Source organism: Nocardia coffeae, assembly GCF_019890715.1.
In the GTDB taxonomy this organism is placed as follows: Bacteria; Actinomycetota; Actinomycetes; order Mycobacteriales; family Mycobacteriaceae; genus Nocardia; species Nocardia jiangxiensis.
In genome coordinates, this window is the sequence record NZ_JAINZY010000001.1 from 1,308,852 (window position 1) to 1,330,901 (window position 22,050).

12 protein-coding genes and 1 pseudogene are annotated in these 22,050 nt (G+C 67.9%); 6 read left to right on the forward strand and 7 right to left on the reverse strand.

The annotated features are described in order from the left end of the window. Positions 1-23: 23 nt before the first annotated feature. The 4 genes and pseudogenes from K7711_RS05595 to K7711_RS49570 form a co-directional block, all read right to left on the reverse strand. Positions 24-3,641 (reverse strand): serine/threonine-protein kinase, encoded by a 3,618-nt coding sequence (locus K7711_RS05595; protein ID WP_222965404.1) that lies wholly within the window; start codon positions 3,639-3,641, stop codon positions 24-26. Positions 3,642-3,849: 208 nt separating this feature from the next. Next, a complete protein-coding gene (locus K7711_RS05600; RefSeq protein WP_222965406.1) occupies positions 3,850-5,994 on the reverse strand; it encodes a 3-hydroxyacyl-CoA dehydrogenase NAD-binding domain-containing protein in 2,145 nt (714 codons plus the stop codon). Positions 5,995-6,104: 110 nt separating this feature from the next. Then, complete coding sequence (locus K7711_RS05605; protein ID WP_040817613.1) at positions 6,105-7,316, reverse strand: acetyl-CoA C-acetyltransferase; 1,212 nt, start codon at positions 7,314-7,316, stop codon at positions 6,105-6,107. A gap of 1,872 nt (positions 7,317-9,188) precedes the next feature. Beyond that, positions 9,189-10,817 (reverse strand): annotated as a pseudogene (locus K7711_RS49570) (DNA polymerase III subunit gamma and tau); the annotation flags it as partial. 909 nt (positions 10,818-11,726) lie between these two features. On the opposite strand from K7711_RS49570, the gene K7711_RS05615 reads away from it, so the two are divergent. From K7711_RS05615 to K7711_RS05630, 4 genes are all read left to right on the forward strand, one after another. After that, a complete protein-coding gene (locus K7711_RS05615) occupies positions 11,727-12,554 on the forward strand; it encodes a hypothetical protein (protein WP_222965410.1) in 828 nt (275 codons plus the stop codon). A gap of 93 nt (positions 12,555-12,647) precedes the next feature. Then, on the forward strand, positions 12,648-13,955 hold the full coding sequence (locus tag K7711_RS05620; RefSeq protein WP_222965412.1) for an ammonium transporter: 1,308 nt from the start codon (positions 12,648-12,650) through the stop codon (positions 13,953-13,955). Between the two features lie 69 nt (positions 13,956-14,024). Further along, the gene (locus K7711_RS05625; protein WP_222965414.1) at positions 14,025-16,265 is read left to right on the forward strand and encodes an MMPL family transporter; all 2,241 of its coding nucleotides are present in this window, start codon (positions 14,025-14,027) and stop codon (positions 16,263-16,265) included. After that, the gene (locus tag K7711_RS05630) at positions 16,262-16,966 is read left to right on the forward strand and encodes a TetR/AcrR family transcriptional regulator (protein WP_222965416.1); all 705 of its coding nucleotides are present in this window, start codon (positions 16,262-16,264) and stop codon (positions 16,964-16,966) included. The genes K7711_RS05625 and K7711_RS05630 overlap by 4 nt, the downstream gene beginning before the upstream one ends. Here the strand turns inward: K7711_RS05630 and K7711_RS05635 are convergent, their stop codons facing one another. Beyond that, entirely contained in the window at positions 16,967-18,079 is a 1,113-nt protein-coding gene (locus tag K7711_RS05635; protein ID WP_222965418.1) for a neutral zinc metallopeptidase, read from the reverse strand. A gap of 57 nt (positions 18,080-18,136) precedes the next feature. Further along, complete coding sequence (locus K7711_RS05640) at positions 18,137-19,111, reverse strand: neutral zinc metallopeptidase (RefSeq protein WP_222965420.1); 975 nt, start codon at positions 19,109-19,111, stop codon at positions 18,137-18,139. Between the two features lie 333 nt (positions 19,112-19,444). Between K7711_RS05640 and K7711_RS05645 the strand changes: the two genes are divergently transcribed. Both K7711_RS05645 and K7711_RS47355 read left to right on the forward strand, forming a co-directional pair. Further along, complete coding sequence (locus K7711_RS05645) at positions 19,445-21,067, forward strand: DUF2207 family protein (RefSeq protein WP_222965422.1); 1,623 nt, start codon at positions 19,445-19,447, stop codon at positions 21,065-21,067. 79 nt (positions 21,068-21,146) lie between these two features. Beyond that, positions 21,147-21,452 (forward strand): phosphotransferase, encoded by a 306-nt coding sequence (locus K7711_RS47355; RefSeq protein WP_372460097.1) that lies wholly within the window; start codon positions 21,147-21,149, stop codon positions 21,450-21,452. 25 nt (positions 21,453-21,477) lie between these two features. Here K7711_RS47355 and K7711_RS05655 read toward each other — a convergent pair whose 3' ends face one another. After that, the gene (locus tag K7711_RS05655) at positions 21,478-22,029 is read right to left on the reverse strand and encodes a TetR/AcrR family transcriptional regulator (protein ID WP_222965424.1); all 552 of its coding nucleotides are present in this window, start codon (positions 22,027-22,029) and stop codon (positions 21,478-21,480) included. Positions 22,030-22,050: the final 21 nt, after the last annotated feature.

Genomic DNA, 22,050 nt, shown 5'->3' on the forward strand with positions numbered 1-22,050 from the left:
GCGGCGGCCCGAGTCGATTCCGGCTACAGCGAGTCCAGGAATCGGTGAGTCTCCTCGGTGACCTCGGAATGCTCTGTGCCCAAGAGCATTTCGTTGCGCATGGCGTGCAGGAGTGAGAACACTCCCGGCCCGGCATCCAGAAGTGGCCTGCGCCAGCCCAATTCGGCGCAACGGACCACGGCGGGAGTGAGGATGGCGATGGATTCGCCGGTCCAGCCCGCGGCCGAGAGACATTCGGCCAGCAGCAGCGCCACGTCCAATTCTGCACGGGGACGCTGTTGTTCGGCGATCCGGCTGTAGAGCGCGCGGGCTCGTTTGACGGCCGAATCATCCACGCCGAGTGGGGCGAAATCGGCATTGCCGAAGTACGGGTCGTAACCTCGCGACGGATCGAGGCCGCCGTGTGCGGCGGTGCGGGCCAGTAGTGCGCGCACCGCGGCGATCTCCTCGGCCTCGGCGGTCAGCGCGGCGGTCCCGCTCAGGTGCCGGATCGGCCGTAATCCCGGATCTCCCAACGGGGTCGGCGCATCCAGGGCCAGGCCGAGCCGCAGTTGTTCGGCTCGGATGTGCGCGCCCAGCCGCGGCAGTCTGCGGTCGGCGGCGAACCGGGCCCCTTCGGCCAGCCGCGCGACCGCGGTCTCGGTATCGCCGAGCGCGGACTTCACCCGCGAGCCCACCACGAATGTGGTGATCATGAAATCCGCGGGCCCCACCCGGGCGACCAGTTGATGACTCTCGTCGAGCAGTTCATCGGCGGCATCGAGGTCACCGGCCCGGTACCGCACCTCGCCCAGCAGTGCCGCGGCCGCGCGCACCGCATGCGAACGCGGACCCGAGCGATTCCGGGCGACCTGCCACGCCTGCTCGCAACACCGTGTGGCCGTGTCGATATCGAGTTGCTCGTAGCCGGCCGCCGCGAGATTCAACAGCCCGAGCACCTCGCCCAGCGGTTCCTTGGATCGCGCGTGGTACGAAGCCGCCCACTCCTGCATCTCGCGCACGCCGTCGTAGTCGAAATCGCACAGCCGCACGTACGACATGAGATTCGCGGCGGTGGACACGGTCCACGCGGGCAGCTCGTCGGCAGCGGCCAGGGTGTCCGAAACCCGTTCCGCCACACCGTCGGTGCGGTCGCGGGCGACCATATCGGCGGCGGCCAGCACATCCGCCTCGCAGCGCTGGCGCATGGTGTCGGCGTCGTTCGTCGAGGTGCGGGCCAACATACTGCTCACCCGGCCCAGAGCGGTGCGCGCGGCGCTGGACTGCTGCAGATTGATATTGGCCCGCGCCAGCGCCAGCATCAGTTTCGAACGCGTCGCGACCTGCTGCACCGGAAGTTTGGACACCGAACCGAGCAGAGTGGCCAGTTTCGAGGTGTCGATCAGATCCATCCCGCCGCTCTCGAGCAGATCCAGTGCCAACTTCAGATCGGTCGCGGCCAGGGCGTGATCCACCGATTTGCGCAGCAGCTGATGCTCGGCGTACCAGCGAGAAGCCTTGCGGTGCAGACTCTTCGACGCACCGGGCGATTCGCGCTCCAGGCGGGCGCGCAGTTGTTCGGCGAACAGCGGTTGCAATCGGAACCAGCCGGGATCGTGACCCAGTCGGCGCACGAACAGCTCGCGACGGCACGCCTCCTCGAGCAGTTCCTCGGCGTCGGCCTCCCCGCTGACCGCGGCGGCCAGCGATCCGCACACCTTCTCCGTCGCCGAGAGCGACATCAGGAACGCCAACATCCGAGGTTCGAGGGTGTCCAGGACGTTCTCGGCCAGATATTCGCCGATCGGCTCGTTGCGCTCGGACAGATGGCCGATCAGCTGATCGGTGTCGACCTCCGACACCGCGTCGCCCGAATCGCCCTTTCCGGCCGTCTGCGTGCGAGCCCGCAGCGACAGGCTCACCAGCGCGATCGCCGCGGGCCAGCCGTCGGTGGCCCGGCCGATCCGCTCCAGCTGCGCATCGGTCAACTCGAATCCGTTGCGCTCCACCAGAATCTGCCGTATCTCGGACTGCGTGAGCCGCAGCTCCGCGGTGCCGATCTCAACCAGTTCGTCCCGCACCCGCAGCCGGCTCAGCGGCAGACCCGACCGCTCGCGCGTGGTCACCACGAACCGCAGATGATGACATCCGTTGTCCAGCAACGCATCCATCGCACGCTGAGCTCCGGCGTCGGTGATCCGGTGCCAGTCCTCGATGACCACCACCACCGTCCGGCCACCGGCGTGGATCTCATCGATCAGCGTCGATATGGCATACGGCACCGCCTCGTCCGACCGCTCCTCGAGCACCTGCTCCAGCCCGGCCCCGATATCCGGGCACACTCGCCGGATGGCGCGCACCAGATGGGCGAGCAGCCACACCTCGTTGTCGTCGTCGCGATCGATGCCTATCCACGCCACCGCATTTCCGTGCTCGACGAGTTCGGCCTGCCACTGCGTGGCCAGCGTGCTCTTGCCGAAACCGGCCGGGCCGTGCACGACCGCCAGCCGCCGTCGGCCACCGGCCCGCAGGATGGCCAGCAGACGCGACCGCGGCACCGGTTCGCGAGTAGGCGTCGGCGGACGGAATTTCGTTGCGGCGGTAGGCGGTAACGCCCCGACAGGATTCAGCGCCCCGTCCGAGCGCAGCGTCAGCGCGGTGCGCGGACCGCTGGACAGCACACCCGTGCGCGAAGGCATGTTCTCCAGCGCGCTGGGCAGATCCGGATCGGGCCCCGAATCCAGCAGCGCCATCTCGTCGGCGGGCTGCCCGTGATCGTGCTGTGCCGCGCGCAGCAGCTCACCGAACGCCAGCGCCGAGACCGGGCGCTCGGCCGGATCCGTCGACATGGCCTGCTCGATCGAGGCGGCCACATCGGCCGGAATGTCCTGCGCGCGCAGATCCGGCACCGGCTGGGTGGTGATCCGCAGGAACTGCGCGACGATCTTCTCCCCGGACTGCCGCTCGTACGCCGCATGTCCGGTGAGCAGCGCGAACAACGTCGCACCCAATCCGTAGACGTCCGAGAGCACCGTGGCCTCCTCGCCCTTGAGCACCTCGGGCGCGGTGAACGCGGGCGAGCCGGTGATCATGGCGGTGGAGGTCCGGAAACCGCCCGGAATCCGGGCGATGCCGAAGTCGGTCAGCTGCGGTTCGCCGTAGCGGCTCAACAGCACATTGGCGGGTTTCACATCGCGATGCAGCACTCCCACCCGGTGCGCACTCTCGATCGCCCCGGCCAGTTTCACCCCGACGCGCAACGTATCGGCCCAGCTCAACGGCCCGCTGTCGCGTACCAGCTGTTCGAGCGAACCGTGCACGGCATACGGCATCACCAGACACGGCAATCCACTCGCCGTGACGTCCACCTGCAGCACGTCGACGATGTTGGGATGGCCGGACAACCGGCCCATCGCATGTTCCTCACGCAGGAAACGTTCGCGGCTCTCCGCATCGATCTCCGAGGACAGCACCTTCACCGCGACGGTGCGGCTCAACGTCTCCTGGACACAGCGAAATACGACCCCGAAGCCCCCGCGGCCGATCTCCTCGGCGTCGGACAAGCCGATGGCTGCCAGCTCCTCGGCGATGTTCACCGGTTGATACTGCTGTGTGTCCGACTCCGAGGGAGTACCGCGGACCTTGTCCCTGCGTGCATTCATAGGACCGTCCTCGATGCCTGCGCTGAGTCCAACGTAGCTCGCCGCGGCGGCGCGCGTCCGCAATTCCACCTCTCGCGCGCCCCGCCCGAACAAACCCCCAGGGCAACGATTCACCCACCGACGACGACGGCCCGGACCACCGCGTCAACGGGGATCCGGGCCGTACGTGGGAACTCCCGGCGGCTGGTCACCGCCGGAACTCACCCGATCAGCGCAGCGAGGCGGGGGCCTGGAAGCGGTCGCCGTACTTGGCGGCCAGCTCGTCGGCGCGAGCCACGAAGGCCGCCTGTCCACCCGGGTAGCCGACGATGAACTGGTGCACACCACCGGTCCAGGCCGGGAAACCGATACCGAAGATCGAGCCGATGTTCGCATCCGCGGTGGTGATCAGCACACCCTCGTCGAAGCACTTCTGGGTCTCGATCGCCTCGGCGAACAGCATCCGGTCGATCAGGTCCTGGAAAGCAACCTTGTCCTCGGTGCTGGTCTTGAAGTGCTCACGCAGCCCGTTCCACAGAGCCAGACGCTTGCCGTCCTCGTCGTACTCGTAGAAACCGGCCTTCTCGAGGCGGCCCGGACGACCCTCGGCGACCATGTAGTCGATGACGTCCAGCGCCGGGTGCCGCGTGGTACCCATCGTGGTGTCACCGGCCTGCGCGGCCTCCTCGGTCTCCTTGGCGATCTTCTGCATGAGCTTGAGGTTCAGCTCGTCCGAGAGCTGCAACGGCGCGGCCGGGTAGCCCGCCTGCAGACCGGCCTGCTCGATCGTCTGCGGCTCGATGCCCTCGAGCAGCATCGCGATCGCCTCGTTGACGAACGTGCCGATCACGCGCGAGGTGAAGAAGCCGCGGCTGTCGTTCACCACGATCGGGGTCTTGCGGATCGCCAGGGTGTAGTCGAACACCCGGGCCAGCGCCTCGTCCGAGGTCTTCTCGCCGCGGATGATCTCCACCAGCGGCATCTTGTCGACCGGGGAGAAGAAGTGGATGCCGATGAAGTCCTGCTCGCGCTTGACGCCCGCGGCCAGACCGGTGATCGGCAGGGTCGAGGTGTTCGAACCCAGCAGCGCGTCGGGCTCGACGATGTCCTCGATCTCCTGGAACACCTTGTGCTTGAGCTCGGTGTTCTCGAAGACGGCCTCGATCACGAAGTCGACGCCCGCCAGATCCTTGGCATCCGCGGTCGGGTGGATGCGATCCAGCAGCGTCTTGGACTTCTCCTCGGTGGTCTTACCGCGCGAGAGGGCCTTGGCCTCCAGCTTCTCCGAGTAGTTCTTGCCGCGGTCGGCCGCCTCCTGCGAGACGTCCTTCAGCACGACCTCGAAACCGGCCTTGGCCGAGACGTAGGCGATGCCCGCGCCCATCATGCCCGCGCCCAGCACGCCGACCTTGCGGATCTCACGCTTGGGCACGTCCTTGGGACGCGAACCGCCGTTGTTGATCGACTGCAGGTCGAAGAAGAACGCCTGGATCATGTTCTTCGCGACCGGGCCGGTCAGCAGGTTGACGAAGTAGCGCGACTCGATCAGCGAGGCGTTGTCGAAGTCGACCTGGGCGCCCTCGATCGCGGCGGACATGATGTTCTTCGGCGCCGGCATGTTCGCGCCCTTGAGCTGCTTGCGCAGGTTGGCCGGGAAGGCCGGCAGGTTGGCGGCCAGCGCGGGGCTGGACGGGGTGCCGCCGGGGATCTTGTAACCCTTGACATCCCAGGGCTGCACGCCCTTGTCCGGGTTGGCCTTGATCCACGCCTTGGCGGCCGGAACCAGCTCCTCGACGGTGCCGACGACCTCGTCGACCAGGCCGATGCCCTTGGCCTTGTTCGCGTCGAACTCGTTGCCCTGCAGCAGGATCTGCAGCAGCGCGGTCTGCAGGCCGAACTTGCGCACGGTGCGGGTGACACCGCCGCCGGCGGGCAGCAGACCCAGCTTCACCTCGGGCAGGCCGAGCTTGAGGCCCTTGACGTCGGCGGCGATGCGGTAGTGGGTGGCCAGGGTGATCTCAAGGCCGCCACCCAGGGCGGCGCCGTTGATCGCGGACACGACCGGCTTGCCCAGCTGCTCGAGCCGGCGCAGCGCACCCTTGATGACGGTGAGCTCCTCCATGATGGCGGGCGCGTCGTCCGGGCCGGTCTGCATCATGTTCTTGAGGTCACCACCGGCGAAGAAGGTCTTCTTCGCCGAGGTGATGACGACACCGGTGATGTCGTCCTTCTCCGCCTCGAGCCGGTCCACGGTGGCCGACATCGAGGTCTTGTAGAGCTCGTTCATCGTGTTGGCGCCCTGGTTCGGGTCGTCCATGGTCAGCACGACGATGCCGTCGGCGTCCTTCTCCCAGGCAATCATGTTGTCGGTCATAGTTTTTGGTGTCTCCTGAAGGAAGTCTGAATTGAATAGCGGCGCTTCCGAGGGCCTACGTGGTTACGCAAGCTGCCTCCTTCGGCCCGCCGGTACGCGCCGCGGTCGGGTTAGACGCGCTCGATGATGGTGGCCACGCCCATGCCGCCGCCGATGCACAGGGTCACCAGGGCGTAGCGGGCGTTGCGGCGCTCCAGCTCGTCGACCATGGTGCCGGTGATCATCGCGCCGGTGGCGCCCAGCGGGTGGCCCATGGCGATGGCGCCACCGTTGACGTTCAGCTTCTCGTTCGGGATGTTCAGGTCCTTCTGGAACTTCAGCACGACCGAGGCGAAGGCTTCGTTGATCTCGAACAGGTCGATGTCGTCGACGCTCAGACCGGCCTTGGCGAGAGCCTTGTGCGCGGCCGGGGTCGGGCCGGTCAGCATGATGGTCGCGTCGGCACCCGAGGTGGCGGTCGCGACGACGCGAGCGCGCGGGGTCAGGCCGGAAGCCTTACCGGCCTCCTCCGAGCCGACCAGCACCACTGCGGCGCCGTCGACGATGCCCGAGCTGTTGCCGCCGTGGTGGACGTGCTCGATCTTCTCCACGGAGTGGTACCGCTGCTGCGCCACCGCGTCGAAGCCGCCCATCTCACCGATCGTGGCGAAGGAGGGCTTGAGCTTGGCCAGATCCTCGACGGTGGTGCCGGGACGCATGTGCTCGTCACGGTCCAGCACGGTCAGGCCGTTCATGTCCTTGACCGGCACGACCGACTTGGCGAAGTAGCCGCCGGTCCAGGCCGCGGCCGCGCGCTCCTGGGACTGCACGGCGTAGCTGTCCACGATGTCGCGGGAGAAGCCCTCGATCGTGGCGATCAGGTCGGCCGAGATGCCCTGCGGGACAATGTAGTTCTGGTAGCTGGTCCACGGGTCGGCGAACATGGCGCCACCGTCGGAGCCCATCGGCACGCGGGACATCGACTCGACGCCACCGGCGATGACGAGGTCGTCGAAACCGGAGCGGACCTTCTGCGCGGCCAGGTTGACGGCCTCGAGGCCCGAGGCGCAGAAGCGGTTGATCTGGATGCCGCCGACGGTGTCGGGCAGGCCGGCGGTGAGCACGGTGGTGCGGGCGATGTCCGCACCCTGGTCACCGATCGGCGAGACGACACCGAGGATGATGTCCGAGATGCGATCCTCGTCGAGGTTCGGGAAGCGGTTGCGCAGCTCCTTCACCAGACCGGTCGTGAGATCGATCGGCTTGACCGAGTGCAGCGAGCCCTTCTTGTTGCGGCCACGCGGGGTGCGGATGGCCTCGAAAATGTAGGCCTCTGTGGTCATAACGGAGTTTTTCCTTCCTTACGGTGCCCCGACACCGCACAGTGCGGCATCGCTGCAGGTAACCTCGCCGACCGGCCCTGTGACCGACCGCTCTAGTTGTCAGGCGACGCTCCCGGGACCCTGCGTTCGCACGCAGGCCGTGATGCCCCGGTTCCGTCGTATAACGCTGTACAAACGTCGGCACGCATCGGCCCCACTGACTCCCGGGCGCCCGTACACCTGGGCATACCATAGAACCTCGGAGCGCCGATGCTGACGACCACCCGTTCATAGTACAGCCGGATGCGAACTCCGGTTAACTTAAGGTCGTCGGGAGGGTGTCTGTCAAGCCTCCAGCCGAGTCGCGCCCAGTTCGGCGCTCAACAGCTCCAAGGCCACCTCATCGGGGTCGCGGCGATCCTGCTGCGGGACCGGATGCACCGACTCCGCGAGCATCTCCTGCTCCTCCTCCGGCGTAGACGCAGGTGGGACACCGTCATAACCTACCGGCGAGTAGTCTACGGGCCCCGGGTCGTCGGGGAGATCGGGCCCGTCCGGCAGCGGAATATCGTCATCCGGCGGCGCCGGAGCGTCACTCGCGGGGGTGGCGCGATTCACCGAGCCGCCACCGGAACGCTCACCCGAGTCCCCGCCCGAGGCACGCGACGCACGCGGGGTCGCACCCGTTTCGGGAGCCGCACCACGAGCCTGGCTGGGCCGGGTGAACTTCGGCGGCTCGGCCGATCGTGCCGGAGCGCCGCGCCCCGCCGCGGGCTGCGGTCGAGCGGGCGCCTCGGGCCGCGCGGCACCGGACGATGCACCCGCAACCTCCCACCGCACCTCGTACCGCCGCCCGAGCACCGCATGGATCGCGGACTGCACGGCCTCGACATATTTCGGATTCGCCAATCGCTGCGCCAGCGGCGCGTGCTGATGAGCCAGCACGACCGTGTCACCCTCGAGCCGCGCCACCGAGGCGCCGGACAGCAGCGCATGCACGGCCGCACCGAATTCCCGCACCTTGGCGCGAATCTCGGGCCACGCGGCGTCGACCTCGCGCAGCACGTCGCCACCGGCGGCCGCGGGCGCTTCGTCGGCAGCCTGCGAATAGTCGGAATCCGCTGCGCTGGAATCGGATTCACTCGGCGATGCGGAAACGGGAGCGCCATCATCGGCAGCGGCTGCCCGGGTGTTCGCGGGTGGCGCACCTACCGGCCCGGAATCCTCGATCGGTGACTGCTCGGACATCGGCGCGTCGTGCGCCGACGCGCCCTCGGTCACCTGCGACGGCTGGTCGGCGGGTCCGGTCGACGATGCACGTGAGCCCTGGGACGTTCCGCCCATCTGCGGCCCGGTTGCCGGACCATCAGCCTCCCGTGATGCCGCGTGGGCCGATGACGCCGCAATGGGCTCATCCGTCGCGGCTCGGGACTGTTGTGCCCGAGACTGTTGCGGGGCGTCGGCGGCGGCATCGGACCGGGCAGCCTGCGGCGCGGGAGTAGACGGCTCGGCTGCGGAACGTTCCGGGGAGGTCGGGCCGGGAGCCACCGGACTCGACTCGGATTCCGCATCCATCGTCGAATCACCTTGTGGCGCATCAGATTCAGTGCCTGCTACACCCGGAGCGAATGCGAACGCAGCCGGTTCCGGAGAAGCCGAATAGCTCGAATCATCCTGCAGTGCAGGGGATTCCGAATCCGATTGGATATCCGGCCGCAACTCGGCGTCAGCCGGGCGCGCAGGCGCATCGCTCGTGGACGCACCCTCCGCGTGATCGCCGGTCGAGGACTGCTCGGCGCGCTGTCGTTCGCCGGAAGACGCTCGAATGGGTGCATCGGCAGACTGCACTGCCGCGCGCTCCGCCGGATCGCCGCTGGTGGACGACTGGGAGGTGGCGTTGTCGGCAGGCTGCTGCCCGGACCGCTGCACATTTCCCGGGGCGCGCTCCCTCGACGAAGCTTGCGAATCACCGCTGCCAGGCTGCTCGGCGGGCATCGTCGACGCTGCCCCGGACGCATCGTCCGGTACCGGCTCTCGCGAGGGGCTCGCCGGTGCGATATCCGGGTTCTGTTGGGCGCGAGACGATTCGGGGCCGGACGACTGAGCGCGCTGAGCCGGATGCGGGCGCTGCTCGGGCGCTTGCCGAGCGGGCGGCGCGGTATCCGGCGTCGGCGAGTCCTTGGGCGCGTTCGGCGATCCACCGCCCCGGTTGTCACGGATGGCGGCCAGCGCCTCGGCGCCACGGCGACGCGGCGAGCCCGATTGTGGACGTTCGGCCGGAGCACGGCCGGACGGTTCGCTCTCCTCGGCCGGAGCCGCAGCGCGGGCAGGCGCCTGAGCCGCACTCGGCGCGGGAGCGACCACGCCGCCTGCCATCTGACGCTCCAGGCGCTCCAGACGTTGCAGGGTGGCCGATTCGGAGTCCGAGGCGATCGGCAGCAGCATGCGGGCGCAGATGACCTCCAGCAGCAGGCGGGGAGCGGTCGCGCCGCGCATCTCACCCAGGCCCTCGTGTAGCAGTTCCGCGTAGCGGGTCAGGGCGGCGGGGCCCAGGCGCTGAGCCTGATCACGCATCCGCTCCAGCACATCGCCCGGCCCGGTGACCAGATTGCGGTCGGCGGCGTCGGGGACCGCGCGCAGCAGGATCAGATCGCGCAGCCGTTCCAGCAGATCGCCGGCAAACCGGCGCGGATCGTGCCCGGCCTCCACCACGCGGTCCACCGTGCCGAACAACGCCGCGCCGTCGTCGACGGCCAGCGCCTCGATCGCATCGTCGATCAGCGCGATATCGGTGACGCCCAGCAACGCCAACGCCCGGGGATAGGTCACGCCCTCCGGCCCCGCACCCGCGAGCAACTGGTCCAGCACGCTCAGGCTGTCTCGCGGCGAACCGCCACCGGCCCGGATGACCAGCGGATAGACCGCCTCCTCGACCGGCACGCCCTCCTGCTCGCAGATCGTGCCGAGCAGTCCGCGCATGGTCGCGGGCGGCAGCAGCCGGAACGGATAGTGATGGGTGCGCGAACGAATGGTCGGCAGCACCTTGTCCGGTTCGGTGGTGGCGAAGACGAAGATCAGGTGGGCGGGCGGCTCCTCCACGATCTTGAGCAGGGCATTGAACCCCGCCGTGGTGACCATGTGCGCCTCGTCCACGATGAACACCCGATACCGCGACTCGGCGGGCGCGTAGAACGCCCGGTCGCGCAGCTCGCGAGTGTCGTCCACACCACCGTGACTGGCCGCGTCGAGCTCGATGACGTCCAGATTCCCCGGACCACCCGGCCCCAGCGCCACACAGGACGAGCACACCCCGCACGGCCGCGAGGTCGGCCCTTCGACGCAGTTGAGCGAACGCGCCAGAATGCGCGCCGAGGACGTCTTACCGCACCCGCGCGGACCCGAGAACAGATAGGCATGACTGATCCGCCCAGTGTCGAGCGCAGTACTCAGCGGCTCGGTGACATGCTCCTGCCCAACCACCTCTGCGAATGTTGCCGGTCGATACTTCCGGTACAGAGCCACGGCCCGAGGGTACCGGCGACCACCGACAGCAGAAATTTTTGGCCTCCGCTTCGCTCCGGCGGGCCGCGGCCCCCGAAGGGCCGATTCTTCCCTCCCTCCGCTCCCCCGCTTCGCTCCTCCGCTCCGGTCAGTCCAGAATCGACCCGGGCCACGGCCTTCGGAGCTGGCGTTACCCCGGGTGGACGGGCCTAGGTGAGGCGGAGTGAATCACCAGGCCAGAATCGACCCGGGCCACGGCCTTCGGAGCTGGCGTTCCCCCGGGTGGACGGGCCTGGGTGAGCTGGAGTGAATCGCCAGGCCGGAATCGACCCGGGCCATGGCCTTGGAGTTGACGTTATTCGGGGCGGACGGGCCTGAACTGGGCTTGGCCTTCTCCTCTGTGACTCACTGGCTGCGCGGCTCCTCGAGGCGGCCGCGTGAGGCGGGCGATCTTTGCGCAACACTCCCGAAGCTGACAGCGGCGTTCCTTCGACTTGCCGGTCCCGAGCCGGGCGGCTTTCGGGTGGTTCCACCCGAAGGTCGGGCTCGGGGAGCTAATCATTCCTTCAGCTTGTTCGTGAGCCGGGCAGTGGAACCGTGTGACGGACGGCGGCGCGAAGAAATTCGAAATGCAATCAATCGCTGTCGTATCGATGAACTCGAAACGGTATCGATCGGAGGTAACAAACTGTACACCTGTTTTAATCGGACAACACATACATAACGATCGAGTAAACCGATTGGCATTCAAGGCAATTGGCTGGCTAACGTGGACCACGGCAACTTCGGTAGCCAAACCTTCATCAGGTTGGTGGTCCCGGCCGGTCCCTCATCCCGACCGGGGCACAACCTGGCAATCCACAGTACGCATCGGGAGTCCTCCCATCTCCGCGTCGCGCTCCCGCCAACGTCCCGGAGGAAATATCCACCGTGCAGTCGTGTGACACCACCGCCGCCGCGTGGCTCTCACATACCGAATTCGCCGGGAACAGCGCGGCCACGGGCCTACTGAGCAGGGCGATCAGTCCTTCGGATTTCGCCCTCAACCGCGATTCGCTACCTGTCTCGGCCGCCGCCGACCCGCACACCGCCGCGGCGATCCTGGAACTCCTCGACCGCGGTCAGGTGCCGACGCCCGCCGCCGTGCGCACCCTCATCGTGCAGAACCAGATGCGCGCCGAGGCCGAACGCATCGAACGCCTCGGCCGCCGCGCACAGCGCAATGTCGAAGAATTCGGGCGAGTACTGGCAACCCTGACCCAGAAATACTGGGACGACCACGGCCACGGCCCGACCCGCCGCGACATCCTGCAGACCGAACCGGTCATGCACCTCATCGTCGAACATGTCGGCGATATCGCGCCGTCGGCCGTGAAACACCTCTGGCTGATCGAGCGGGTGCAGCGCGCCGGGTGGATCGCATTCGACGCGACGCCCCGATCGCTGTGCGCGGCGCGGCGTTTCCATTCGGCCAAATACGGCAACCGGGTCTCGCTGCGACCGGTCAATACCATCGGCACGATCGTGGCCGCGTACCTCGAGGACTATCGGACCGAGCAGGGCCGCCCGCCGCGCTGGTCGGTGCTCGCGCACGAATTGCGCGACGACCGCGGCCGCCGGGTGTTCAACGACACCGCCGACGCACGAACCCAGCAGCAGTGGCTGCACACCGCCGGATGGCTGGCTCTGGACGAGGATCTGCCGGTGCCCGGCCCCCGCGGCCGCCGCGCACTGGCCCGCCGCGCCCGTCGCGGATAACTTCCATCTGGACGCGCCTGGCCACCCGACAGGCCGGGAGATAGGCATTCGGTAACTTCCATGCAGCGCTTCACGCGCGTGGAAGGAGTCCCCATGTCCTCGACCCTCGACCCCGCTACCACCGCCTGGCTATTGGCCAGCACCGCGCTCGTTCTGCTCATGACACCCGGCCTGGCCGTGTTCTACGGCGGCATGGTGCGCTCGACCGGCGTACTGAACATGCTGATGATGAGCTTCATCTCGATCCCGCTCGTGACGGTGACGTGGCTGTTGTTCGGCTACACCCTGGCATTCGGCCCCGACGCGGGCGGCGGCGTGATCGGCACACTCGCGCACACCGCGATGTCCGGCATCAGCCCGTCCACGGTGCGCGGCGGCGTACCGGAACTGCTGTACGCCACCTTCGAGCTGACCTTCGCCATCCTGACCGCGGCGCTGGTCAGCGGCGCGATCGCGGACCGCGCGAAGTTCTCCGCGTGGATGGTGTTCGTCCCGCTGTGGACGCTGCTGGTGTTCGCGCCGGTCGCGCACTGGGTGTGGGGTCCGCACGGCTGGCTCGCCTCGTTCGGCACACTCGATTTCGCGGGCGGGCTCGTGGTCGAGATCGCTTCCGGTGCTTCGGCATTGGCCCTGGCTCTGGTGCTCGGGCCGCGAATCGGCTTCAAGATCGACGCGATGCGCCCGCACAATCTGCCGTTCGTGCTGCTGGGCGCGGGCCTGCTGTGGTTCGGCTGGTTCGGCTTCAATGCCGGATCGGCCTTCCGGGTCGACGGAATCGCCGCGGCGGCCTTCCTCAACACTCTCGTCGCGGGCTGCCTGGGCATGCTGGGATGGCTTGTGGTGGAACGGATTCGCGACGGCCGACCGACCACCTTCGGTGCGGCCTCGGGTGCGGTGGCCGGTCTGGTCGCGATCACCCCGTCCTGCGGTTCGGTGACCACCCTCGGCGGCGTGATCGTGGGATTGGTTGCGGGCGTTGTGTGTTCGTTCGCGGTCGGGTGGAAATTCCGTGCCGGATACGACGATTCGCTCGACGTGGTGGGCGTGCACTTCGCGGGCGGTATCGTCGGCACGCTGTTGATCGGCCTGCTGGCCAGCCGGGTGATGACCGGCGGTCCGCGCGGGCTGTTCTACGGCGGCGGCCTGACCCAGCTGGGCAAGCAGGCGCTCGGGGTGGTCGTGGTCGCGGCGTGGGCCTTCGCCATCTCGTACGCCCTGGGCAAGATCATCGATCGCGTCATGGGCTTCCGGATCAGCAAGGAAGAGGAGGCCGGCGGCATCGACTTCGCCCTGCACGCGGAGACCGCGTACGCCGAGGGCGTGCACGGACACGCCCCGCGCGGGCTGTTCGGCCACGGTCCACAGGGCCAGCACGGCCAGCATGGTGATCGAGATCACTAACCCCTTGCGCACGAGTGAGGTAACAGCGTTAGGCTAACGCTGTTACCTCACCGTGGACTGGGGGCTCCCATGTTGACCCGAATCGCACAATTCTCGACCCGATTCCCGCGAGCGGTGCTACTCGCCGCACTCGCGCTGGCCGTGTTCTGCGGTCTGTTCGGCGCGTCGGTCACCTCGCACCTCGAGGCCGGTGGCTTCACCTCCGACGACGCCGAATCCTCCCGCGCCGCGCAACTGCTGGCGCAGGACTTCGACGGCGCACAGCCGAACTTCGTCCTGCTGGTCGATGCCGATCAGGGCGTGGACGCTCCGGACGCACGCACCACGGGCGCGCGGATCGTCGACACCCTGAAGTCCCGCGACGACGTGGTCGGGGTGCGGTCGTACTGGACCAGTCCCGGACCGGTCGCCTCGGCCCTGCGCAGCACCAACGGGCACGAGGCACTGGTTCTGGCCTATCTGAAGGGCGGCGACGACGTCGCGCAGAAGACCGCCGGAACCATCGCGGCGCAATTCGCGGACGCCGGGCCCGGAATCACCGTCCGAGCGGGGGGCGAGACGGCGGTCTACCACGATGCGAACAAGCAGATCACCAGGGACCTCACCGTCGCCGAGGGCGTGGCGGTGCCGCTGACCGCGATCGTGCTCACCCTGGTCTTCGGCAGTGTGATCGCCGCGTCCCTGCCGCTGGCGGTCGGCCTGTTCGCGATCGCCAGCGCGATGGCGATCCTGCGCGGATTCACCCTGTTCACCGACGTATCGATCTACGCGCTGAACATGACCACCGCGCTGGGGCTGGCGCTGGCGATCGACTACAGCCTGTTCATCGTCAGTCGCTACCGCGAGGAGCTGCGCGGCGGACGCGCCCATCGCGACGCGGCCGTGCGCGCGGTGCAGACCGCGGGACGCACCGTGCTGTTCTCGGCGCTCACGGTGGCGCTGGCGATGGCCGTGCTCAGCGTGTTCAACCTGTACTTCCTCAAATCCTTCGCCTATGCGGGCGTCGCGGTGGTGGTGGCCGCGGCGGCGGCATCGATCGTGCTGCTGCCGGCCGCGCTGGTCCTGCTAGGCGACCGGGTGAACGCCCTGGACGCTCGCGCCGGGGTGCGACGGCTGCTGCGGCGGCCCGCACCCGTGCCCGTCGCGGCGGAAGGGTCGCGGTGGTATCGCACCGTGAATTGGGTGATGCGACACGCGATTCCGGTGGCGCTGGTGATCATCGTGGTGTTGCTCGCGCTCGGATCCCCGTTCCTGGGCGTGAAATTCGGATATCCGGACGATCGGGTGATGCCCGTCGGCACCAGCAGCCGCGCGGTCGGCGACGCGTTGCGCAGCGACTTCCCGAGCGTCAATGCCGGGAACGGGACGACTGTCGTGTTGCACGGCTATTCGGGCGATGTGAGTTCCTATGCGACGGCACTGTCCAAGGTGGACGGCGTCTCCGCGGTGCTGTCCGACGCCGGGGTGTACATCTCCGGCGGCCGAATGGCCGCGACGCCACCGGGTATGGCCAACGCGTCGGGCCAATACCTCACCGTCGCTTCGACGATCGATCCGTACTCCGTGGCCGGACAGCAGCAACTGCGCACGCTGCGGGCGGTACCCGCGCCCGCGCCGACACTGTTCGGCGGGATGGCCGAAATCGATGCGGACGGACTGCATTCGCTCGGCGCGCGACTGCCGTTGGCGATCGCACTCATCGCGCTGGCCACCTTCGTGGTGCTGTTCCTGTTCACCGGCAGTGTGGTGATACCGCTGAAGGCGGTGGTCATCAACGCCCTCTCGCTGACCGCGATGTTCGGCATGATGGTGTGGATCTTCCAGGACGGACATCTGTCGAATCTGTTGGGCTTCACCACGACCGGCTTCCTGACACCGACGATGCCGCTGCTGATGTTCTGCCTGGCATTCGGCATGTCGATGGACTACGAGGTGTTCCTGCTCTCGCGGATCCGGGAGGCCTGGCTCGCCTCCGACCGCACCGCGGCGGACAACACGCGGTCGGTGGCCCTGGGCGTCGCGCACACCGGGCGCATCGTCACCGCGGCCGCAGTGCTGATGGCTATCGTGTTGGGGGCCATGATCTCCGCGAAGGTGTCGTTCCTGCAGATGTTCGGCCTCGGTCTGACCCTGACCGTGCTCGCCGACGCCACCGTCATTCGCGGACTGCTGGTGCCCGCGCTGATGCGGCTGCTGGGCACCGCCAACTGGTGGGCGCCCGCACCGCTGCGCCGCCTGCACGAAAGATTCGGATTCCATGAGGAATCCACGCCGCCCGCCTCCGAGCCCGAACTGGTGATGCATCCGTGACGTCCTCCCGGCGGCCGCGTTCGGCCCGCGGATCCGGCGCGCGGTTACGCGAGGAGATTCTCGACGCGACCCGAGAACTCCTCGCGCGCACCGGAAATGCCGAGGCGGTCTCCATCCGGGAAGTGAGCAAGCTGGTCGGGGTGAGCGCGCCCTCGATCTACCGGCACTTCGCCGACAAGGACGCGCTCATCGACGCCGCGGTGGCGCAGGTCTTCGAAAACCTGGACGCCGCAATGGGTTCGGCTACCGATCCGACGCGCTCACCGATCACCCGGCTGCGCGATCAGGGCATGGCCTATGTGCGATTCGCCCTGGACAATCCCGAGCAGTACCGCCTGGCCTTCGTACCCACCGGCGAGCACGGGCCCAGTGCGGTGGACAAGGTGCTGGGCAGCGGCGCGGTCGTGCGGTTCACCGCAACCGTCCGGGAGGCAATGGATTCCGGCACGATCGCCGAGGGCGATACGCTGCCGGTCGTCCTGGAACTGTGGGCCGCGGCGCACGGCATCGCCTCGCTGCTGATCGCCAAACCCGCACTGCCGTGGGGTGATGTGGACACGATGATCGATCGCGTCCTGGGCGCGGCATGCCTGGGGCACGCGGTCCTGGACATCATCGGCTGCGATCCGGTTCCCGAACCGGACGAGGGCGCGCGCTGGCTGGCCGAACTGCGTCGCGCACAACGCGATTCCGATACCTGATCAGCTCACTTCGCTCGATGGTGCGGTCCAGGTATTGCACCGCCACACCCGGTTGTACTTCTCCCCGACGTTCACGAACCAATCGCCGTAATGTCGGCCGACGCCGTGATCGTGCATACCGGTCTGCTGCGACTCGTCACCGCGGGTGTACTGATCCCGCTGCATGAACACGGCCTGGTCGTTGGTGAAAAGTCCGGCGTAGAGCGAGGATCCGACGAACATGCCCGCGAAGCACTGCGCCTCGAGTTCGGTCCGGCGGGACAGTTCGAGGCCCTTGTCCGATCCGGCGCCCGCATCCTCGCGCTCCTGCGCCTGCCGGTCCATGATCCCGGTCAGCGCCTGGATGTGGTGGCCGTATTCGTGGGCGAAGACTTCCAGGTAGACGTACCAGCGGCTGCCGTAAGCATCGGTCTGGATGGTGTCCAGCGGCATGTAGATCGTGTCGTTCGCACTGCAGAAGTACGCGGCGAAATTTCCCGAACTGCTACACGGCGAGGACGCGTCGGCGGAATGCGCGGGAGCCGCCACCCGCGGGCTGTGGAACGGCAGATTCTGCGCTTGCAGCATCGGTTGCCACATCTTGCCCAAGCAGGTGGAGGCGGCATCGAAGAAGGCGGTCGCGGCAGCCGAATTCGCGGCCCACTGCGGGAGGCTGCAGCGGATGTTGATCAGACCGTTGTTCCGATTCGCGAACAGCTGATTGGTCGCCGTCGCCGCGACCGGGGTGGGTCCGGCGGCAGCCGTGGTTGTGGGTGCCGCCAGAGCGGTCCGGCTCGCCGTCACGTTTCGCGATGACGTTGCGGTCTCGGATGACGCTGCGGCCGTGGTTGTTTCGTCGGTCGTCGACGGGTAGCTGTAGCTCGGGGTGATACCGGAAGCGTTGGTGGATTCGTTGTCGCGTTCGGCCATCGTGGCGAACACCACCAGCGAAGCGACCATGCCGAACACGAACAGCACCGCGATCACCGCGATGATCGCGCCACCTGCGCCACCCGAGGAGGGCGGCCCACCGTGGTACCCGGCAGGCGGCAGTGGCGGCGGCGGTCGACGCGGGTATCCGGCGGGCGGCAGCGGCGCACCGTACGGCGGCCGTGGACCGGGTGGTGGCCTCATGCCGGGATTGTTGCCGTATCCCGGTGGCGGACCGCCGTATCCGGGACGCATCCGCAGTCAGCTCACCTGGCTCGACGAAGCGGTGTAGGTATTGCACCGAGCAGTGTTGTTCCGGTCGTAGCCGAGACTGAACCAGTCGCCCGAATGCTGGTTCGTGCCGTGATCGCGCATGTCGGAATCGTCGTCGCCGCGGGAGTACGCGTCCTTGCGCGCCATGGTGATCTGCGACGAGGTCAGCGATCCGCCCCCGGCACTCGCGGCCAGATACATGCCGTCGAAACACTGTGCCTGCAACTCGATCCGCCGCGAGACCTCCATTCCCTTGGAGGTCTCCACACCCGCGTCGTACTCGTCCTCGTGCGCCTTGCTCAGGATGCCGGCCTCCTGCTGGACGTGATGTCCGTACTCGTGCGCGAAGACCGAAAGATAACGCTCCCAACGATTTCCGATCACATCGGTCTGGATGTGGTCCAACGGGATGTAGATGGTCTGATTCACGTTGCAGTAGAAGGCGGCGAAGTTGCTCGTACTGCCGGTGCAGGGCGTGCTGAGTCCGGTCGTGCTCGCGGTGACGCTCAGCACCGGCGGGTTGAACGGCAGATTCGCCTTGGCCAGCACCGGTTTCCAGGCCGTGGCCAGACATGCGGCGGCGCTTTCGAAGAATTTGCGCGCCTGGTCGACCTGGGTGCTCCAGCTCGCGTAGGGGCAATTCGCCTGGCTCAGTGCCGTTCCCGGATCGGCCAGTACGGGATTGTTGCCGGTCTCGGCGACACCGGGCGTCGTCGTCGAGGTGGGGTACGTGGTGTAAGGACCGGCCACGGAGGTGGTGGTGTGGTCGATCGCGGTGTACAGCCCGAGCCGGACCAGTGCACCGGCGACGACCACAACGACCACGGCGATGAGTGCGCCGATCGCTCCACCGCGCCCACCGCCGGGCGGACGACCGGGCGGCGGACCGTACGGCATGCGGCCCATCGGCGGACCATAGGGCGCGGGGCGAACCCCGGCCGGGCCGTAGGGACGCGGCGGCATCTGACCGCCGTATCCCGGCGGGCGCGGGGGCGCGGCGTAGCCCGGCTGCTGGGGATAACCCGGCCGGGGGCCGTAGTGCGGACCGGGCTGTTGGGGATAACCAGGCTGCTGTGGATAAACAGGCTGTTGGGGATAGCCGGGCTGCTGTGGATAACTCGGGTTGCGTCCGTATCCCGGCTGGTTCCCCGGCTGCGGACCGCGTGGTCCGGCCGGACCACCGGGCGTACCAGGACCGTTCCCATAGGGTGGTCGGCTCACTCCCCCACGCCCCCGTCTCTCGGTCAACTGATTAGCTGATGCCGAAGAATACCAAGCTGTCTATGCTGTTGCCCCATGCTGATTTTTCGGGGGGGCGCTCTCGGCGCCTTGATGCTGGTTCTGGCCGGGATGCTGATAACAGCACCCGCCGCGCAGGCACAGGCACCGGCCGAGGGCGTGGCGATCCGGGCCGATGTGAAACTCAGCAGGGACGGGAACCTGGAGGTCGCCGAGAAGGTGACCGTTCCCCAGGGCGGGAAGTTCCAGATGGCGCTGCCGCTGCGAGTTGCCCTGGGCGACAAGGGCGGTGAGCGCCGATTCAAGGTCAGCGACATCTCCAGCACCGGGCCCGGTTCGGCCAAGGTGAGCGGTGAACTGTTCACCGTGGACGCCCCGGCGGGGACGTCCTCGTTCAAGTACACCGTGCACAACACGGTCAGCGATGCGCCGGGCACGCAGATCTTCCGCTGGACCGGCGTCCTCCAGTCCGATGTGGCCTCCTTCGATGCCACGCTGATCAGCCCCAGCTATCGGATGGGCATCATCGACTGCAAGGTCGGCCCGCAGGCGAGCGCGCACACCTGCGATGCGAGTGTCGAGCCCGACGGTGTGATGATGTTGCACGAGAAAGGCTTACACAAGGGCGACATCGTCGACGTCACCCTGCAGTTGCCGCCCGGGACGGTACCCGCCAACGCCGACATCACCGACGGAAGCTCGCGCGGACCGTTCTCGGTCACCGCGCCGGTACTGATCGCCTTCGGCGTACTGATCGTGGCGCTCATCGCGTTGGCCGGATACGTGCTGTGGTCGCGTCGCCAGGACGCAGCGGCCCTGGGGGGCACCGAGGTCGTGGATCCGGTGCAGCGCAAGGGAAGTAAGGCACAGTTCGTCTCGCCCGACGGTGTGCTGCCGGGCGAGGCCGGTCTGTTGCTCGACAATTCCGTCGACGCCGCCGATCTCGCCTCGACCGTCGTGGATCTGGCTGTGCGCCGGTACATCTGGGTCGCGCCGGTCAGCGATTCGGACTGGCGCATCACCCGCCTGAATCCGGCCGACGAGCAGTTGCGCGAGTTCGAGCGGGAGATCTACCGGGCCATCCTGCCCGAGGGAGCCGAATCGGTGCTGCTGTCGGAGCTGCGCGGTCGCGCCTCCGGCGAATCCGCCCGCGCGGCACTGCGGGCCGACGCCCTGGCACACGGCATCCTGGTCGACCGCAAACGCCGCGGCCTGACATTCTGGCTGGGCGTGATCCTCCTGTTCGTCGGCCTGGCCGCGACCGTCGGATTGGCGATCTCGGGCGGATACGCGCTGGTCGGCATCGCCATCGGCCTCGGTGGCCTGGCCACGCTGCTGCTGCCCGCGTATCTCCCGGCCCGCACGCCCGCCGGACGCACCCTGGCCGGACGGGTGCGCGGCCTGCAACGGGGACTCGAAACGATGCAGGTGGAGCTGGTGCCGCCGGCCGAGCGCGAGCAGGTGTTCTCGCGCGGGCTGCCGTACACGGTCATCGGCGCGCGCTCCGACAACTGGATCCGCACCTTCCGCGAGATCGATCTGTCCGCCGATCGCGAACCGGGCCTGTACTGGTTCGGCGGATTCGAGCAGGATCGGGATCTGAGCCGATTCGCCGGGCATTTCCCGTATTTCATCACCGCCGTCGAGGGCCTGTTCGCCACGAACGGCGCCGCACGATGATGCCGGTGTCCGGTCCACCGCAATCGCCCGTGGTGGAACCGGCCGAATCGACCCGACGACATGGTCTTCGGACCATCAGGTGCTGGATGTTCCTGCGGCCGTGCGACTCCTGTCCGACATCCCGGCGGCGGACCGGGAGGTCGTGTGCCACGGCGATCCGTGCGCGCCGAACACTCTGATCGGTGAGGACGGCCGCTGGACGGCCCATGTCGACCTCGGCACGCTCGGCGTCGCGGATCGCTGGGCCGATCTCGCGGTGGCCACCTGGAGCCTGGACTGGAATTACGGTCCCGGTTGGGAACCGGCGTTCTTCGACGCCTACGGGTGCGATCTCGATGCGTCGCGGATGGCCTACTACCGGCTGCTGTGGGATCTCGGGCCCTGATCGAGCCCGCCGCGGCCCGCGGCGCTCAGCGGGCGCGTAAACCTTCCAGGACGATATCCATTGTGCGGCAGGCAGTTTCGCCGTAGGACTCGGCCGGGAAGACGAAGACCTGCAGTGTCATCAGGGCGGCGATGTCCCGGGAGGTGACCTCGGCGCGCAGTTCGCCGGACGCCTGGGCCCGCGTGGTCATGTCCTCGACGTGGGCGGCGATGCGGCCGCGCACCTCGGTCAGCGCGGGATCGCTGCGGATGTCGGCGTGCAGCGTCGGCTCGATGGCCGCGGCCAGCGCGCCCAGCCTCATCTCGGCGCATTCGCGCAGGAATCGGCACAGCGTGGCCCAGGCACTCTCCTCGTCCCGGATGGCCGTGGCCGCCAGATCCGCCAGACCGGACAGGTAGGAGTGTGCGGCCGCGGTGATCAGCGCGCCGCGATCGGGAAATCGGCGATACAGCGTGCCGACGCCGACGCCCGCGCGGTCGGCGATCTCCTTCATCGACACCTCGACGCCCTGCTCCCGAAAGATGACCTGCGCGGCCGCCAGGATCTGGTCGTGGTTACTGCGCGCATCGGCTCGCACTCCGCACACCTCCGAAACAAG

Bases quoted from the DNA above. Each gene is read 5' to 3' on its own strand.
- K7711_RS05645 (WP_222965422.1), top strand. From the start codon at position 19,445: ATGCTGATTTTTCGGGGGGGCGCTCTCGGCGCCTTGATGCTGGTTCTG.
- K7711_RS05600 (WP_222965406.1), bottom strand. From the start codon at position 5,994: ATGACCGACAACATGATTGCCTGGGAGAAGGACGCCGACGGCATCGTC.
- K7711_RS05635 (WP_222965418.1), bottom strand. From the start codon at position 18,079: ATGAGGCCACCACCCGGTCCACGGCCGCCGTACGGTGCGCCGCTGCCG.
- K7711_RS05605 (WP_040817613.1), bottom strand. From the start codon at position 7,316: ATGACCACAGAGGCCTACATTTTCGAGGCCATCCGCACCCCGCGTGGC.
- K7711_RS05625 (WP_222965414.1), top strand. From the start codon at position 14,025: ATGTTGACCCGAATCGCACAATTCTCGACCCGATTCCCGCGAGCGGTG.
- K7711_RS05620 (WP_222965412.1), top strand. From the start codon at position 12,648: ATGTCCTCGACCCTCGACCCCGCTACCACCGCCTGGCTATTGGCCAGC.
- K7711_RS05595 (WP_222965404.1), bottom strand. From the start codon at position 3,641: ATGAATGCACGCAGGGACAAGGTCCGCGGTACTCCCTCGGAGTCGGAC.
- K7711_RS05640 (WP_222965420.1), bottom strand. From the start codon at position 19,111: ATGCCGCCGCGTCCCTACGGCCCGGCCGGGGTTCGCCCCGCGCCCTAT.